Raw genomic sequence first — 16,431 nt, 5'->3', positions numbered from 1 at the left:
TTATGAATTCAACCGGAGATCGGGCCGTTCCATACAACCCTTGACCGCCCCCTCGCAGGTTTGCCAGTCCATCGAAGCGTGCAGCGCCTCCCGGGTCAATCCCGGCTTGCCGTGCAGGCGGGCCATGCGAACTTGACTTAAAGGATCCCCGCTCCCCCGCAAAGAATCGATGACCTGGAGCACACCTTGGCGATCGTTACACACCGAAAGCACGTCACAACCGGCCGCCAGGGCTGCTTTGGCCCGTGCCGGCATGTCGCCGATGGCCTTGGCGCCGGCCATCGAGAGGTCGTCGGTGAAGATGGTGCCGTCGAAACCGAGCCGGCCGCGCAGCTCGCTTTGCAGCCAGCGCCGTGAGAATCCGGCCGGCTTATCGTCCACCTCGCTGAAGATCACGTGGGCCGCCATGATGGACGCCACGCCGTTGTCGATCAGCCGGCGATACGGGGTGAGGTCCTCATCCATATCGGCCAGCGGGCGACGGTCCACCGGCATGGCCACGTGCGAGTCCGGCACCACGAAACCATGGCCGGGATAGTGCTTGGCGCAGGCCGACATACCCGCCTCCCGCATGCCGCCCATGAACGCGATGGCCAGCTCCGAGACCACGCGGGGATCGCGATGGAAAGCGCGATCGCCGATCACGCTGCTGGCGCCGTAATCCAGATCCACGCACGGCGCGAAACTCATATCGATGCCGACTGCGCGCAGCTCTGCGGCCATCAGCCAGCCGCATTGGCGCGACAGCAAACGGCCCGCGACCGGATCCAAGTCATATTGCCGGCCGATGACTCGCATCGACGGCAGCACGGTAAAACCCTGGCGAAACCGCTGCACGCGCCCGCCCTCGTGATCGACCGTCACCAGCAACGGCGGCGAGCGCACGGCGCGAATCTCGGCGACCAGCTGCTGGAGCTGCTCGACGCTCTCGAAATTGCGTGTGAACAGGATCACGGCACCCACCAGCGGATGCGCCAGCAGCTCGCGATCTTCCTGGGTCAGGGACTTGCCCTGCACGTCCATCATCACCGGGCCGAGCGTCATATGGGTACGTCTATGGCTTCACGAATAATGCTGCCGATTCCACGTGGGCCGTATGCGGGAACATGTCCATTACGCCCGCGGCCTGCAGCTTATAACCATGCTCATGCACGAGAATACCTGCGTCGCGCGCGAGGCTGCCCGGATGACAGGAAATATACAGCACGGTGTCGGCACCAGACTTAGCGACCACCGGCAGCACTTCTTTAGCGCCGGCGCGTGGCGGATCGAGCAGGATCTTGTCGAACTTGCCCGCCCAGGGCGCCGGTGACTGGGCTGAGCCGATGCTTTCGTCGGCCAGATTCGCCGTGAAAAACTGCACATTTCCCAAGCCGTTTCGCAAGGCGTTATCACGGGCCCGAGCGACCAGACCAGCCTCGCCCTCCACGCCCACGACCTGTCCGGCGCGCCGCGCCAGAGGCAGCGAGAAATTACCGAGGCCGCAGAACAGATCGAGCACGCGGTCCCCCGGCTTCAGCGCCAGCAGCTCGACGGCCCGGTCGAGCATCTGCAGGTTCAACGGACCGTTCACCTGAATGAAGTCGGTGGGCAGGAATTGCAAAGTGAGCTCGAAGGACGGCAGCCGATATTCCAGCGGCTCGACATCCTCCATCGGCGCTATGGTCTCGTAGCCGCCGGGCTGCAGGAACATCTGCACCGAGTGCTCGCGACCGAAGCGGCGTAACAGCTCCCGGTCGGCCTCCGTCAAAGGTTCGAGCACGCGCACGACCAGCGCGACCGCATTGTCGGCGACTGCGACTTCGATCTGCGGAACGCGATTGCGAATGCTGAGCGCAGTCACCAACTCGGACAGCGGCACGAGCAGTTGATCGATTGGCGCCTGCAGAACTTCGCAGCGCTGCAGGTCAGTGATGTACGGCGTGCTTCGCTCGCGAAAGCCAACGACCGTGCGATTCTTCTTCGGCACCCAGCGCGCCGCGAGCCGTGCGCGACGACGATAGTTCCAACTGGCCGCTTGCAGCGGCGGCAGCGTCTCCTGCGGCGTTACCCTGCCGATGCGGCTCAACGAATCCATCAGCTGCTTTTGTTTGAATTGCAGCTGCTGCTCGCCGGACAAGTGCTGCAGCACGCAGCCGCCGCACATACCGAAATGAGTGCAACGAGGCTCGATGCGATCCGGCGACGGCTCGAGCACTCTGAGCAGGCGGCCTTCATCGAAATTGCGGCCGCGTTTGATCCGCTGCCACTCCACCAGCTCGCCCGGCAACGCATCGTCGATGAATACCGTCTTGCCCTCGACGTGCGCGACGCCGCGGCCTTCGTGCGACAGATCGGTGATCTTCGCTGTCTCGGGCTGAGCAGACGCGCGGTTTCTGGCTTTCGCGTTCACGGACACGGCCCTTGCGAAATCACATCCGGCGGCGGCCCCCAGGCGGCCAGGAATTCCTGGAAATGCGGCTTGGCCTGCGCCGCGAGCACATCGCGCACGCGCGCCACTTCGCCGTGATATTCATCGCGCATCATCCGACCGCGCATCAGCTCGAAACGCAAATAGATCAGGAAAGTATTCAACACGTCGGTTTCACAGTAGTTGCGGATGACATCGAGCTGGCCGTCGAGATACGCATCCCAGACTTTGTCGCCGCTCATGCCCAGCTTGCCCGGCAATCCCAGGAGCATCGCGGCCGCCTGCAGGCTCACGCGCGCCCGACCCTGGAAGCTCGACAGCACATCCATCAGATCCAGATGCCGCGAGTGATAGCGGTTCAGATAGTTGTTGAAGCGGAACGATTGATCTTCTTCGCCCGACTCCCAATAGCGCGGCGCGACGATGCCATGCCGAAGCGCGCGATAGTGCAGCACCGGCAGGTCGAAGCCGCCGCCGTTCCAGGACACCAGGTCCGGCGTGAACTTGTCGATGCCGTCATAAAAGCGCTGGATGATCTCTGCTTCCGACGCGTTCGGATCGCCGAGCGACCAGACCTTGAATGTGTCACGCGTGCGCAGTGCGACGGAGATCGCGACCACGCGCTGCTGCTCATAGGAAAGAAACTCGCTGCCGGACTCCTCACGCCGCTTGGCTTGCATGACATAGCCGACCTGCTTGTCGCTCAGGTCGCCCAGATCGTAGATGCGCCGGCCGAGCTCGACGTCGGGAATGGTTTCTATATCGAAAACGAAAACAGCCATGGATGACGTCTCAGGTGTTGGTCGTTGGGGGATGGTGGTCGACGAGCTGACAACCGCCAACGACTGACGGCCAACGACTTGCCGTCATCTCCCGGCGCGGGCCTGCAGCATCAGGCGCTTCATCTCCGAGACCGCCGTCGCCAGGCCATGGATCACGGCATGCGCGACGATGGCGTGCCCGATGTTCAATTCGACGATCTCGGGAATGGCAGCGATCGGCTGCACGTTGTGATAGTGCAGGCCGTGCCCGGCATGCACCGTGAGCCCGAGCTTGGCCGCGTAACGGGCGGCGACCTCGATGCGATTGAGCTCTTTCGCGCGCTGCTCGCCGAGCGCTTCGGCATAAGCGCCGGTGTGCAACTCCACCACGGGTGCGCCGACACGTACCGCAGCTTCCAACTGCGTGGGCTCGGGGTCGATGAACAGAGAGACACGGATGCCCGCCTCTTTCAGCTGGGAACAGATCTTTTTCAACGAGTCCTGCTGACCGAGCACGTCGAGACCGCCTTCGGTCGTGACTTCGGTCCGCTTCTCCGGCACCAGGCACACATCGGGTGGCCGCACTGCCAGTGCTATCCGCACCATTTCATCGGTCGCCGCCATTTCCAGGTTCAGCCGCGTCTGCAGCGCGTCCTTGCACATACGGACATCCCGGTCCTGAATATGCCGACGGTCTTCGCGCAAATGAATGGTGATGCTGTCCGCCCCCGCCTGCTCGGCAATCAAGGCCGCAAACAGCGGATCAGGATAGGTAGTGCGGCGCGCCTGACGGAGCGTCGCTACGTGATCGACATTTACACCGAGGTGAAGCATTCGAGAATGCTGTCATTTTCCCTTTCTCAACGCCAGCATCACGTGGCGGGTGCGCAACTCGCGGCCATCGAGGCAGCGGTCCAAAGCGGCGCGCAGCAAACGTCGGGCATCGGCACAAACTGCCGGATCCGACAGCTCCTCGCGTCCGAGCGACAGCAACGTTGCGCCGGAATAAACCACGGTGCTCTCGGCAATGCCTTCGACGCGCACCGGGCCCTGTTCCATCCGGTAATGATAGGAAGCACCCGGATCGAGCTGCGTGCCGTCTTGAGCATCCCGCTCCAACGCGAGGCCATAGCCGATGGCTTCGAGCAGGCGCTTTTCGAACAAGCGCAGCGGACGGATCGCATCCTCGAGCTTCAACTGATCCATCGTCTGGGCATACAGCGCGAAGACCTCGGGATGGCTGTCATGCCTTGCGAACAGCTTCAGCAGCAGCTCGTTCAAGTAGAAGCCATGCACCAGACGGTCCGCCGGCAACGGCGTCATCGCGCCATCGAACTCCGCGCCGGTGAGCTGCCCCGCCTCGCCCCGGCCGCTCCATGACACGAGCAAGCGGTTGAACGGCTGCAGGATGGGCAGCAGCGACGCGCCGGCTTTGGCGCCGCCGCGTGCGCCGCGCGCGAACACGGAGACTCGCCCGTGATCTCTAGTAAATAACTCCAGAATCCGGCTCGTATCCCGATACGGCCGGTGGTGCAGCACATAGGCGGGCTGCAGTTGAATGCGGCGAGCGTCGCTCACGCTGCCTCACATCTCATATCCCAGCTGCTTCAGTGCCATCTCGTTGTCCGACCAGTTCTCCTTGACCTTCACCCACAGCTCCAGGTGTACGGGCCGGCCGAACAGATTGGACATTTCGATGCGCGCCGAGCGGCCGACTTCCTTCAATTGCGCGCCACCCTGGCCGATCACGATGGCCTTCTGACCGGTGCGCTCGACCCAGATCACGGCGTTGACCAGCAGCCGGCCGTCTTCTTCCTTGAATTGCTCCAAGGCAACGGTCAGTCCGTACGGCAGCTCCTGCCGCAGGCGCAATGTGAGCTTCTCGCGCACGATCTCGGCGGCCTGGAATTCCGGGCTGCGATCGGTCACCTGATCGGGCGGAAAATGCGGCGGCGACAGCGGCAAGTGTTTCGCGATGATCGACGGCAGCTGTTCGAGATTGCTGTTTTTCAGCGCTGACAGCGGCACCACTTCGACGAACTCGGCGCGACGATTGAGCTCCTGGATGAACGGCAGCAGGCGCTCGCGCGGCGTCACCTTGTCGACCTTGCTCAACACCAGAATGATCGGACGCTTCTGCTGTTTGAGCGCCTCGAGCACGCGCTGATCCTCTTCACTCCAGCTCAAGGACTCGACCACGAACAGGTTGATGTCCGCATCTGCCAGCGATGACAGCGCGGCGCGGTTCATGTGTCGGTTCATCGCGCGACGCGCCGAGGAATGAATGCCCGGCGTGTCGACGAAAATGATCTGCTCTTCCGGCCGCGTCAGGATGCCGAGAATGCGATGACGCGTGGTCTGCGGCTTGGGGCTGACGATGCTGACCTTGCGGTGGAGCAAAGCGTTCAGCAGCGTCGACTTGCCCACGTTGGGCCGGCCGACGATGGCGGCGAAACCGCAGCGATAGTTGGTCGGGACATCGTCGCCGGCATCGGCCTCATCGGCGCCGTCGTCGATATCCTCGAATTCAGGGGGATCCTCATGCATCGCGCTTACTCATCGATCGAAGGTCATCAGGGCCGAGGGGTGATTCCCTGGCTCTCGTGAAATGCTGCCAACAACAGTTGCGCGGCGGCCTGCTCGGCCCGGCGCCGGCTGGCGCCGCTCGCCGATACTTTCAGGCCCAGCGAGCTGACCGCGCAGCGCACCTGGAAAACTTGATTGTGCGCCTCGCCGGAGATGGATTCGACTGCGTATGAAGGCAAGGGCAATCCGCGTGCCTGCAGCGCCTCCTGCAGACGCGTCTTGGGGTCTTTGAGCTCGGCCGCGCTCGGCAGCCGGTCCAGCCTTGGCACGAACAAGCGCTCGATCACTCCGGCCGCGGCCTCGAAGCCACCGTCGAGATAGACCGCGCCGAACAGCGCCTCGAGGGCGTCGGCCAGGATGGATTTGCGTCGGAAACCTCCGGACTTCAGCTCACCCGACCCGAGCCGCAGCTGGCTGCCCAGATCGATCTCGGCGGCGATGACGGCCAGCGCCTCGCCGCTCACCAGGCTGGCGCGGAAGCGGGACAGGTCGCCTTCGTCGGCGGTCGCGAACTCATGGAACACCAGCTTGGCGACGACGCAGTTGAGGACCGCGTCGCCGAGAAACTCCAGGCGCTCGTTGTGCGAGCCGCCGGCGCTGCGATGGGTAAGCGCCGACTCGAGCAGGGCCGGGTCGCGGCACTCGTATCCAAGCTTGTCACGCAGCCATTGGGAAGCAGTCTTCAAGTCCCCGCCATCGCTCCGCTGCCAGTGGTGATCGTCTTGTCGAAGTCGACGACCAGCGAAATGTTCGAGACAAAAGGCGCCTCGGCACGATACCAGGCGCGCATGGTGTAGCCGCTGCCCGCACGCTTGATCTCAATGTCCTTGGGATCGAGGCTCTTGATGTCTTCGACGATCCAGCGACGGCCCATGGCGTCACGCAATGCCTGCGGGGATCCGCCGCTCTCTTGGGCGGCCTGGTTCATCGCCCGGATGACAGCCATGTACTCCATGTACAGAGGAAACAGCCGGATGCCCCCGTACAGGCCAAAGCCGAGGATGGCGACGATGATCACGATGCCGAGGAATGTGGCGCCACGCTGACGAGAACGCATGCACGGAACTCCGTTAAACAGGCCGGGTACAGGCCAGCATGGCGCGAAAGATACTCCAATCAGTGGATTGGAGCGCCGATCCGGTCCCAAATTGGCGCGTTCGGCAGGTCCCAGTTGAGCCAGATCCGGACCGCTTTACCCACCAGGTTGCGCTCCGGCACGAAGCCGACATCGAAGAACCGGCTGTCCTTGCTGTTGTCCCGGTTGTCGCCCATGAAAAAGTAATGGCCGGCCGGCACGATCTCGTCGTAGTCCCGGCCCTCGCCGTCATACCGATCCCGCATGTACAGCACGCTGTGATCGACGTTGCCGAGGTGCTCGGTCGCCCTCATCGCCCGGGTGCCGTGTTCGTTGTAGGGCCCGTTCAATTCGGTCGGTACGCGCTCGCCGTTGATATACAGGTTCTCGCCGCGCACCACGATGTGGTCGCCCGGCAGCCCGACCAGCCGCTTGATGTAGTTGGTCGCCGGATCTCGCGGCAGGCGGAACACGATGACGTCGCCCCGCTGCGGATCGCCGATCGAGACGACCTTGGTATTGATCACCGGCAGGCGCAAACCGTAGGAAAACTTGTTGACGAAGATGAAGTCGCCGTCCAGCAGCGTCGGCATCATCGAGTCGGACGGAATGCGGAACGGCTCGAACAGGAACGAGCGGATCAGCAGCACGATCAGGATGACGGGAAAGAACGAGCGCGCGTATTCGACCATGAGCGGCTCGCGAATGTTTTCCGGCGCCACGCCTTTGGCGCTGGCCGCAGCCACCCGCTTCGGTTTGAAGGCCAGCGAGTCGATACCCCAGATCAGGCCGGTCAGCAACGTTGCCGCGACCAGGATGAACGAGAAGTCGAAGATCATGCTTTGTCCACTTATTCTTTCTTGGCCTTGCCAACTTGCAGGACAGCCAGGAACGCTTCCTGCGGGATTTCGACCGAGCCCACCTGCTTCATGCGCTTCTTGCCTTCTTTCTGCTTCTCCAGCAGCTTGCGCTTGCGCGAGATATCGCCGCCGTAGCACTTGGCGAGCACGTTCTTGCGCAGCGCTTTCACAGTGGCACGCGCCACCACGTGACTGCCGATCGCCGCTTGCACGGCGATCTCGAACTGCTGCCGGGGAATCAGCTCTTGCATCTTGTCGACCAGCTCGCGACCGCGATGATAAGCGTTATCCCGATGCACGATCAGTGACAACGCATCGACGCGGTCGCCATTGATCAGCACGTCGAGCTTCACCAGCGGCGCGGTCTCGAAGCGGTTGAATTCGTAGTCGAACGACGCGTAGCCGCGGCTCACCGACTTCAAGCGATCGAAGAAGTCCAGCACCACTTCGGCCATCGGCATTTCGTATTGCAAAGACACCTGGTTGCCGACGTACAGCATCTTGGTCTGACGGCCGCGCTTCTCCGTGCACAACGTGATCACCGCGCCGACGTACTCCGGCGGCAACAGAATGTTTGCTGTGATGATGGGCTCACGCAGATCCTGGATATCGTTGCTCGGCGGCAGCTTCGAAGGATTGTCGACATTGATGATCGTACCGTCGGTTTTCAGAATCTCGTACACCACCGTGGGCGCGCTGGTGATGAGCTCCAGGTTGTACTCGCGCTCCAATCGTTCCTGCACGATATCCATGTGCAGCAGGCCCAGGAAGCCGATGCGGAAACCGAAGCCGAGCGCCGTCGAGACTTCCGGCTCGTAGTGCAGGGCCGAGTCATTGAGCTTGAGTTTGGCGAGCGCGTCTCTGAAGTTTTCGTAATCGTCGGACTGCACCGGAAACAAACCGGCGAACACGCGCGGCTGCACCTGCTTGAAACCGGCCAGCGGCTCGCTCGCGGGCCGATTGTCGAGGGTGATGGTGTCGCCCACCGGCGCGCCGTTGATCTCTTTGATGCCGGCGATGACGAAGCCGACTTCACCGGTCTCGAGCGTCTCGCTCGGTCGGGACTTGGGCGTGAAGCGGCCGAGCTTGTCGACGGTGTGCGCGCGGCCCGTCGACCACATGCGAATCTTCTGGCCCATGCGCAAGGAGCCGTTCATCACGCGCACCAGCGATACGACGCCGACGTAATTGTCGAACCACGAGTCGATGATCAGCGCCTGCAGCGGCGCGTCCGGATCGCCCTTCGGCGGCGGCACCCGCGCGATCAGCTGCTCCAGCAGCTCGGGCACGTTCTCGCCGGTCTTGGCGCTGACGCGGACCGCGTCCTCCGCCTCGATGCCGATGATTTCTTCGATCTCCTTGATGACCCGATCCGGCTCGGCTGACGGCAGATCGATCTTGTTGAGCACCGGCACCACTTCGAGGCCCTGCTCGATGGCCGTGTAGCAGTTCGCGACGCTCTGCGCTTCCACGCCCTGCGCCGCGTCCACGACCAGCAGCGCCCCTTCGCAGGCAGCCAGCGAGCGCGACACTTCGTAGGAGAAGTCCACGTGGCCCGGCGTATCGATCATGTTGAGCTGATACGTCTGGCCGTCGCGCGCCTTGTAGCGCAGCGACACGCTTTGCGCCTTGATGGTGATGCCGCGCTCCCGCTCCAGATCCATGGAGTCGAGCACCTGCGCCTCCATCTCGCGCTGTTCCAGACCGCCGGTCAACTGGATGAAGCGGTCGGCGAGCGTGGACTTGCCGTGATCGATATGGGCAATGATCGAGAAGTTGCGGATCAGCTTCATCTGCAAGGGCTTGTAATTGCGGGCCGGGGGACTGGCCGGCGGCCGCGGATTATAGCGGGGGTTGGCGGCCGGCGGTTGGCCGTTCGTGAGCAGCCGCCTAGCGGGCGATCTGCCGGACCCGCTCCCGGTCCAGGCGGTAGTTGCAGACGAAGTCGCCGTCGGCCAGCAGGACTGGCACCCGATGGCCGTATTTACGGGCCAGGGCCGGGTCGCCGTCGACATCGACCACGCTGACCCGGGCAGCCTCGGCCGGGCTCAATTCCTCGGCCAGCTCTGTCAGCAATTGCTCGCACAGGCTGCACTCGGCGCGGCTGAGCACCGTCCAAGTGGTCACTGCTGGGGCGGAACCGGCGTCGCGGGCGTGGGGGCGGTCTTGGCCTCGTCCTTGGTGACGCTGGAGGCGATCGCTTCCAGGGTGACCGGGGGCACTTCGCCTACAGCCGTGACCTGATGGCCATCCAGTGCCCTCGAGAACGCAAAGGCCGCTCCGACCTTGGCCAGGCCCCTCATGGGCTGCGCCTGCGGATCGGACGGCTCGATGAAGACCGACACCGACGCCAGGCCATCCGAATACACCAGGTGCTGCACCGGAACGTTGGAGCCGGCGATCAGTTGAATGCGCCACGCCGTCAGCCGGAAGCCCGCGGGCAGGCGAATCACGCCCCACCCTCCGACCTGACCCGCAGCCAGCTGCGGCTGCACGTCCTGCCGGATCCAGCGAAAACCTTCGCCGGAAATCGATGGCTTGAGACTGTCGGCGGGAATACGGTCGCGGAAGTTCAGCTCCGCGAACAGGATCTGCTCGATGACATTGCCTTCGCGATCGCACAGCTGCGACTTCAGCGGCATCGCCGTTTCATCGTCCAGCCACAGGCGATAGCCATAGCGGAACTGGTCGCGCGGGGTGACATTGATCACCTGCGTGCGCCGGCCCAGGGCCTTGGTGAACGGGCCGCGCTCGATGTTGTAGTGAGCTTCGAGCTCCTCGTTGTACGCCGGCACGGCGGCTAGCAGCGTACTGTCGTCGGTGCGCTTCTCCACCAGCACCGTGCGACGGTCCGGCAGATAGCAAACGACTTCGCTCTGATTGCGGATGATCTCGCGGCCGCTGCCGTCGAGCGACACCAGCCGCTCGGTCACCTTGCCCTTGTCGACCCGGTGATAGATGCGCATCGCTTCCCGGCGGGAATCGCGCATGTGGAAGAAACGGCCTTCGTAATTGCGGGTGGCGAGCGCCTCCGACATGCGCTCGAGCCACTGGCGGGCTTCGCGATCACCGGCATTCGCCGTGGACGCCACCGTCAGCAAGGCGGCGATCAGCGTGACAGGCCATCGAATCATCATAGAGACAGTGGCGCGCTGTGATGCCATCAACGTTCCGCGGAGCCTTCGTCGCCGATGGAAATCTTGATCTCGCCTTCGCCGGACTCGAGGGCTTGCGCTTCCTGGTCATCGGCCAGCACACCGCTCAACACCGAGCGACGGCCGAGCGGCGATGAATATTCGCTGTGCGCGACCACGTAGTTGGTCAGGCGCGTTGCCGGAATGAAGGGGGACTGGGTCGTCGAGGTCGGCACCACATAGCTCGACTCGGCATCCGATGCGACCACCGGCTCGTTCGCCGCAGGCTGATTCGCCGCGACCAGCGGAGTGCTCACCGCACCGAGATCGGACTGACCGGTCGGCTGCATCGTCAGCACGGCAACCGCAGCCACACCGGCGGCAATGGCCATGCCGGCTGCGGGACGTAGATAGCGAATGAGTGCCGGAGACATCCCGGCAGCGCGCTCGGCGGCCGACTTCTGCGCGACCTTCGGACGGGCCACCGGCACCGCCGTCTCGGCCTGGGCCGGTTCAGCGGCCACCGCCGCCATGACCTTGCTGGCGAAATCGCGCGAAGCGACCGCTGGACGCTCGGCCCGCATCGCCTCGCCGATCAGCGAGTAGCGGCCGATGGCGGCACGCAGCTCAGCCTCCCGCCCCACCCGCTTCAACAGCAGGTCGAGCTCCGCCGGCGGCAACTCGCCGTCCAGGCAGGCAGAAAGCTGTTCGTTCAGAGCATCCGTCATGCTGTCACCACGATGGTTCATCGCCCATCAAATTTGCCACAACTCCACGCCCGTCGGACGGCTCATCGGCTCTGCCTCGATCATTTAATCGAGCAGCGGCTTGAGCTTTTTATCGATGGCCTCGCGCGCCCGGAAAATCCGCGACCGCACCGTGCCCACCGGACAATCCATTGCTTCGGCAATCTCCTCGTACGACAACCCTTCCAACTCGCGCAGCACGATGGCGGTGCGCAGGTCTTCGGGCAGTTGCTCCATGGCCTCCTCGACCACGGCGCGAATCTCGTCCGTCAGCAGCACCCCTTCGGGGGTGTCCGCTTCCTTCAGTTTCGCCTGCCGGTCGTACTGATCCGGATCCTGCAGATCCAGATCGAAGTCCACCGGCCGGCGCCGCTGCGACACCAACGCGTTTTTCGCGGTGTTGATCGCAATCCGATACAGCCATGTATAGAACGCGCTGTCACCGCGAAAAGATGCCAGCGCCCGATAGGCCTTGAGGAACGCCTCCTGGGCGACGTCCTCGGCTTCGGCGGCATCGTTGACGAAGCGGCCCACCAGCTTCAACACGCGATGCTGGTACTTCAGCACCAGCAGGTTGAACGCCGTCTGGTCGCCCGCCTGTACGCGCCGGACCAGTTCCTGGTCGGTGTCATCCGCGTTGATCGCGTTGGTCGTCAAGCGCCCACTCCCTGCCCGGTCGGCGGAAGCGCGCACATCGGCAACGCCACGACTGCCCTCATAGACTGACGAACCGCGCGAAAGTTCGCTGCGACATAAGTGTTCCTGAACACTCGCTGAGCGATTGCGTGACGAAGTTCAAAAATCATCGTCACGCACCGGCCAAAGCGCATAAAGAGACTGATTCCAGTCGCAACCGGGCGTTCAGACGACGTAATTCTGCAGGTAGTACGTCGCCCTTCAGGATCAGCATCGAGCGGGAACGGGGGCGCGAGCCCGGAGTGTGCCAACGGAGCCACACCCAGCGGCTGCCGATGCGCGAGTCGGCGGACAGCGTGGCCGGAATATTCGTCCGTGTGGCAGTGGCGAGCAGCCAGCTGCCATCGGACAACCAGCTGACCGCCGTCAACCGGTCCGCCCCGCCGAGCCATCCTTGCCACCACAGGCCGCTGCCGACGACGGCGGCGGCGCTGACACAAAACAGTGCGGCGGACAGCGGTGGAATGGGCAGTAGCATGGCGGCGGCCGCGACTCCCAGCAGCGCGAGCGCACCGAGCCGCCGTTCGGAGCGGCGGCTCCGTACGTCAAGCGTCAGCGTTGGGATTGCGGAGTCTGGCAATGACATGCGCCCAATCCGGATCGTCCGGGACCTCTCGTTGCACTACGTAGGCGAACAGCTGCGGGTCTGGCGCCTCGAGCAATGCTACGAAGGCCTGTTGTTCGGCAGCCGGGGCGGAAGGATACCGTTCCTTTAGATAGCGTTCGAGCAGCACGTCCAACTCGCGCATGCCCCGCCGGCATCGCCAGCGGAGCTGTCCCACGGTTGGAGTCGTGCTCATCAGTGCTTGCGCTCGGCGATCTTCTTCTTGATCTCGGCGATGGCCTTGGCCGGATTCAGGTCCTTCGGGCAGGCCTCGGTGCAGTTCATGATGGTATGGCAGCGATACAGCTTGAAGGGGTCTTCCAGCGCATCCAGCCGCTCGCCGGTCGCCTCGTCGCGGGTATCCACGATCCAGCGATAGGCTGCCAGCAGCGCCGCAGGACCCAGGTAACGATCGCCGTTCCACCAGTAGCTCGGGCATGAGGTCGAGCAACACGCGCACAGAATGCACGCCGCCGGACGATCGATCTTTTCCTGATCTTCCTTGGACTGCAGGCGCTCGCGATCCGGCGGCGCCGGCGTGCGCGTCTGCAACCACGGCTTCACCGAAGCGTACTGCGCGTAGAAATTCGTGAGATCGGGGACGAGGTCCTTGATCACCGGCATGTGCGGCAAGGGGAAGATCTTCACCGTCCCTTTCACATCCTCGGTCGCGCGCGTGCAGGCCAGCGTGTTCACGCCGTCGATGTTCATCGCGCACGAGCCGCAGATGCCTTCGCGGCAGGAGCGACGGAACGTCAGCGTCGGATCGATCTCGTTTTTGATCTTGATCAGCGCGTCGAGCACCATCGGGCCGCAGGTCGCCATGTCCACTTCGTACGTGTCGTAGCGCGGGTTCTGGCCCGACTCCGGATCGAAGCGATAGATGCGGAAGGTCCGCACGTCCTTGGCGCCGGCCGGCGCAGGGTAGTTCTTGCCGACACCGACAACCGAATTCTTGGGAAGACGGAATTGCGCCATGATCAGTACACCCTCGCCTTGGGCGGAACGACTTCTACGTCGTCGGTCAGTGTGTTCAAGTGCACCGGGCGGTAGTCGAGCGACACCTTGCCCTGCGGGTCCACCCACGAGAGGGTGTGTTTCATCCAGTTCACGTCGTCGCGATCCGGGTAGTCCTCGTGGGCGTGCGCGCCACGGCTTTCCTTGCGGTTCTCCGCGGAGGTGATGGTCGCCACCGCCTGGCTCAGCAGGTTGTCGAGCTCCAGCGTTTCGATCAGGTCGGTGTTCCACACCATGCCGCGATCGCTGACGTTCACCTCGTCGAACGACTGGAACACCTGCTGCATCTTCTCCATGCCTTCCTTGAGCGATTCGGCCGTGCGGAACACGGCGGCATGGTTCTGCATCGTGCGCTGCATGTTCATGCGAATGTCCGCGGTCTTCAGCGAGCCCTTGGCATTGCGGAACTTGTCGATGCGGCTGACCGCGAGATCGCCCGCATCCTTGGGCAGCGGCCGATGTCTGGTATTCGGCTTGACGATCTCGGCGGCGTGGCGCGCTGCTTCGCGGCCGAACACCACCAGGTCGAGCAGCGAGTTCGACCCGAGACGATTCGCGCCGTGCACGGACACGCACGCCGCTTCGCCTACGGCCATCAGACCCGGCACCACCGAATCGGGATTGCCGTTCTTCAACGTCACGACTTCGCCGTGATAGTTCGCCGGGATGCCGCCCATGTTGTAGTGAACGGTCGGCAGCACCGGAATCGGCTGCTTGGTGACATCGACGCCGGCGAAGATCTTCGCGGTCTCGGCGATGCCCGGCAGACGCTCGTGAATCACTTCGGCGCCAAGGTGCTCGAGGTGCAGGTAGATGTGATCTTTGTGCGGACCGACGCCGCGACCTTCGCGGATCTCCATGGTCATGGAGCGGCTGACCACGTCGCGTGACGCGAGGTCCTTCGCGTTCGGCGCATAGCGCTCCATGAAACGTTCGCCCTGCGAGTTGCGCAGAATGCCGCCCTCGCCGCGCACGCCTTCTGTGATCAAACATCCGGCGCCGTAGATGCCGGTGGGATGGAACTGCACGAACTCCATGTCCTGCATCGGCAGGCCAGCGCGCAGCACCATGCCGCCGCCGTCACCCGTGCAAGTGTGCGCGGACGTACACGAGAAGTAAGCGCGACCGTAGCCGCCCGTCGCCAGAATCGTTTGATGACCCAGGAAACGGTGCAGCGTGCCGTCCGCCATGTTGATGGCGACGACGCCACGGCACTCGCCGTTTTCCATGATCAGGTCGACGGCGAAATATTCGATGAAGAACTGCGCTTCGTGGCGCAGCGCCTGCTGATACAACGTATGCAGCATCGCGTGGCCGGTGCGATCCGCGGCGGCGCACGTGCGCTGCGCAGTGCCCTTGCCGTAGTGCGTCGTCATACCGCCGAACGGACGCTGATAAATGCGGCCGTCATCGGTGCGCGAGAACGGCACGCCGTAGTGCTCCAGCTCGATCACGGCGCCGGGCGCCTCTTTGCACATGAACTCGATGGCGTCCTGGTCGCCGAGCCAGTCCGACCCTTTGACGGTGTCGTACATGTGCCAGCGCCAGTCGTCCTCACCCATGTTGCCCAGCGCGGCGCTGATGCCACCCTGAGCGGCCACGGTGTGGCTGCGCGTCGGGAACACCTTGGTCAAACACGCAACTGACAGACCGGAATGCGCCAGACCGAAAGTGGCGCGCAGGCCCGCGCCGCCGGCGCCGACGACCACGACGTCGTAGCTGTGGTCGATGAATTGATACGCGCTCATGCGGCGCTCCCGAATGCAATGCGCAGCACGGAGAAGATACCGAGAGCGCCGAGAAGGAAATGGATGAACTGCAAGAGGATCTTGGTAGCGATCTTCGCGCCGTGGCCGGCGACGTAGTCTTCGATCACTTCCTGCACGCCGAGCATCGAGTGATACAGCATGGTGCCGATCAGCAGCGACAACAGCACTGCGTTGACGGGCATTGCGATCCACGCCGTGACGGTCTCATAGCTCGTGTCCGGCATGCGCACCAACGCAAACACGAACCAGAGGCCGAGCAGCACCAGCGCCACCGAAGTGACCCGCAGCGTCCACCAGTGACCGACACCGTCGCCCGCCGAGCCCAGTCCCAGAACCCGTCCTATCGGACTGCGCAGACTCATACTTCACCCCGGCGCACGAGCACGAACCACAACAACGCGGTCAACGCCACCGCTCCCAGGAACGCGATCCAGCCGCTGGTGCGCGCCTTCTTCTTCTCGAAGCCGTGCCCCGTGTCCCACGCAAGGTGACGCACGCCGTTCAACAGGTGATAGAAGAACGCGAACGAGAATCCGACCAGCAGAACCTTGATGAGCGGATGCGCGAACACGGCCTGCGCATCTGCGTAAGCCTCCGCGCCGCTCGCGGCAGCGACCAGCCAATAAACAAACAACAGCGTACCCACGCTCAGCGCGCAGCCGGTGACCCGGTGCAGGATCGACAGCGTGTTGGTGTACTGCCATCGATACATCATGAACGGCGATAGCGGCCGCTCGTACTTGGGATTGCTCATGTGAGGTGTGGTCTCAAGT

At 63.5% G+C, this 16,431-nt stretch carries 20 protein-coding genes; all 20 read right to left on the bottom strand.

All coding sequences use genetic code 11. The annotated features are described in order from the left end of the window. Positions 1 to 1,044, bottom strand: coding sequence for a beta-N-acetylhexosaminidase (gene nagZ, locus EK373_RS25415; protein ID WP_129647208.1), 1,044 nt, complete (start codon positions 1,042 to 1,044; stop codon positions 1 to 3). Positions 1,045 to 1,054: 10 nt separating this feature from the next. After that, positions 1,055 to 2,392 (bottom strand): 23S rRNA (uracil(1939)-C(5))-methyltransferase RlmD, encoded by a 1,338-nt coding sequence (gene rlmD / locus EK373_RS25410; RefSeq protein WP_129647206.1) that lies wholly within the window; start codon positions 2,390 to 2,392, stop codon positions 1,055 to 1,057. Further along, the gene (locus tag EK373_RS25405; RefSeq protein WP_129647204.1) at positions 2,389 to 3,192 is read right to left on the bottom strand and encodes a 3'-5' exonuclease; all 804 of its coding nucleotides are present in this window, start codon (positions 3,190 to 3,192) and stop codon (positions 2,389 to 2,391) included. Before EK373_RS25405 ends, rlmD begins: the two co-directional genes overlap by 4 nt. 84 nt (positions 3,193 to 3,276) lie before the next feature. Next, positions 3,277 to 4,005 carry a pyridoxine 5'-phosphate synthase gene (pdxJ, locus tag EK373_RS25400; protein ID WP_129647202.1) on the bottom strand — a complete coding sequence of 243 codons (729 nt, stop codon included), beginning with the start codon at positions 4,003 to 4,005 and terminating at the stop codon, positions 3,277 to 3,279. 12 nt (positions 4,006 to 4,017) lie between these two features. Continuing rightward, positions 4,018 to 4,749, bottom strand: a complete 732-nt coding sequence (gene recO / locus EK373_RS25395; RefSeq protein WP_129647200.1) for a DNA repair protein RecO — start codon at positions 4,747 to 4,749, stop codon at positions 4,018 to 4,020. A 6-nt stretch (positions 4,750 to 4,755) separates the two neighbouring features. Beyond that, the gene (era, locus tag EK373_RS25390; protein ID WP_129647198.1) at positions 4,756 to 5,718 is read right to left on the bottom strand and encodes a GTPase Era; all 963 of its coding nucleotides are present in this window, start codon (positions 5,716 to 5,718) and stop codon (positions 4,756 to 4,758) included. Positions 5,719 to 5,744: 26 nt separating this feature from the next. Beyond that, on the bottom strand, positions 5,745 to 6,443 hold the full coding sequence (gene rnc / locus EK373_RS25385; RefSeq protein WP_129647196.1) for a ribonuclease III: 699 nt from the start codon (positions 6,441 to 6,443) through the stop codon (positions 5,745 to 5,747). Continuing rightward, on the bottom strand, positions 6,440 to 6,814 hold the full coding sequence (locus EK373_RS25380) for a DUF4845 domain-containing protein (protein WP_129647194.1): 375 nt from the start codon (positions 6,812 to 6,814) through the stop codon (positions 6,440 to 6,442). Before EK373_RS25380 ends, rnc begins: the two co-directional genes overlap by 4 nt. A gap of 59 nt (positions 6,815 to 6,873) precedes the next feature. Continuing rightward, entirely contained in the window at positions 6,874 to 7,671 is a 798-nt protein-coding gene (gene lepB, locus EK373_RS25375; RefSeq protein WP_129647192.1) for a signal peptidase I, read from the bottom strand. An 11-nt stretch (positions 7,672 to 7,682) separates the two neighbouring features. Beyond that, on the bottom strand, positions 7,683 to 9,485 hold the full coding sequence (gene lepA, locus EK373_RS25370) for a translation elongation factor 4 (RefSeq protein WP_129647190.1): 1,803 nt from the start codon (positions 9,483 to 9,485) through the stop codon (positions 7,683 to 7,685). 97 nt (positions 9,486 to 9,582) lie between these two features. Beyond that, on the bottom strand, positions 9,583 to 9,819 hold the full coding sequence (locus EK373_RS25365; RefSeq protein WP_129647188.1) for a glutaredoxin family protein: 237 nt from the start codon (positions 9,817 to 9,819) through the stop codon (positions 9,583 to 9,585). Next, on the bottom strand, positions 9,816 to 10,829 hold the full coding sequence (locus EK373_RS25360) for a MucB/RseB C-terminal domain-containing protein (protein ID WP_232831217.1): 1,014 nt from the start codon (positions 10,827 to 10,829) through the stop codon (positions 9,816 to 9,818). Before EK373_RS25360 ends, EK373_RS25365 begins: the two co-directional genes overlap by 4 nt. 26 nt (positions 10,830 to 10,855) lie before the next feature. Further along, positions 10,856 to 11,575, bottom strand: coding sequence for a sigma-E factor negative regulatory protein (locus tag EK373_RS25355; protein ID WP_129647184.1), 720 nt, complete (start codon positions 11,573 to 11,575; stop codon positions 10,856 to 10,858). 63 nt (positions 11,576 to 11,638) lie between these two features. After that, a complete protein-coding gene (gene rpoE, locus EK373_RS25350; RefSeq protein WP_407676215.1) occupies positions 11,639 to 12,229 on the bottom strand; it encodes an RNA polymerase sigma factor RpoE in 591 nt (196 codons plus the stop codon). A 151-nt stretch (positions 12,230 to 12,380) separates the two neighbouring features. After that, positions 12,381 to 12,854: a hypothetical protein gene (locus EK373_RS25345; protein ID WP_129647182.1), complete on the bottom strand. Its 474-nt coding sequence runs from the start codon at positions 12,852 to 12,854 to the stop codon at positions 12,381 to 12,383. Further along, positions 12,814 to 13,068, bottom strand: a complete 255-nt coding sequence (locus EK373_RS25340; RefSeq protein WP_129647180.1) for an FAD assembly factor SdhE — start codon at positions 13,066 to 13,068, stop codon at positions 12,814 to 12,816. The genes EK373_RS25345 and EK373_RS25340 overlap by 41 nt, the downstream gene beginning before the upstream one ends. Then, complete coding sequence (locus EK373_RS25335; protein ID WP_129647178.1) at positions 13,068 to 13,850, bottom strand: succinate dehydrogenase iron-sulfur subunit; 783 nt, start codon at positions 13,848 to 13,850, stop codon at positions 13,068 to 13,070. The genes EK373_RS25340 and EK373_RS25335 overlap by 1 nt, the downstream gene beginning before the upstream one ends. Positions 13,851 to 13,852: 2 nt before the next feature. Beyond that, positions 13,853 to 15,637, bottom strand: coding sequence for a succinate dehydrogenase flavoprotein subunit (gene sdhA, locus EK373_RS25330; RefSeq protein WP_129647176.1), 1,785 nt, complete (start codon positions 15,635 to 15,637; stop codon positions 13,853 to 13,855). After that, positions 15,634 to 16,020 carry a succinate dehydrogenase, hydrophobic membrane anchor protein gene (gene sdhD, locus EK373_RS25325; RefSeq protein WP_129647175.1) on the bottom strand — a complete coding sequence of 129 codons (387 nt, stop codon included), beginning with the start codon at positions 16,018 to 16,020 and terminating at the stop codon, positions 15,634 to 15,636. Before sdhD ends, sdhA begins: the two co-directional genes overlap by 4 nt. Next, positions 16,017 to 16,412, bottom strand: coding sequence for a succinate dehydrogenase, cytochrome b556 subunit (sdhC, locus tag EK373_RS25320; RefSeq protein WP_129647173.1), 396 nt, complete (start codon positions 16,410 to 16,412; stop codon positions 16,017 to 16,019). Before sdhC ends, sdhD begins: the two co-directional genes overlap by 4 nt. Positions 16,413 to 16,431: the final 19 nt, after the last annotated feature.

Source organism: Peristeroidobacter agariperforans, from assembly GCF_004138335.1.
GTDB lineage: Bacteria > Pseudomonadota > Gammaproteobacteria > Steroidobacterales > Steroidobacteraceae > Steroidobacter > Steroidobacter agariperforans.
This window is presented reverse-complemented; position numbering and strand designations above follow the sequence as displayed.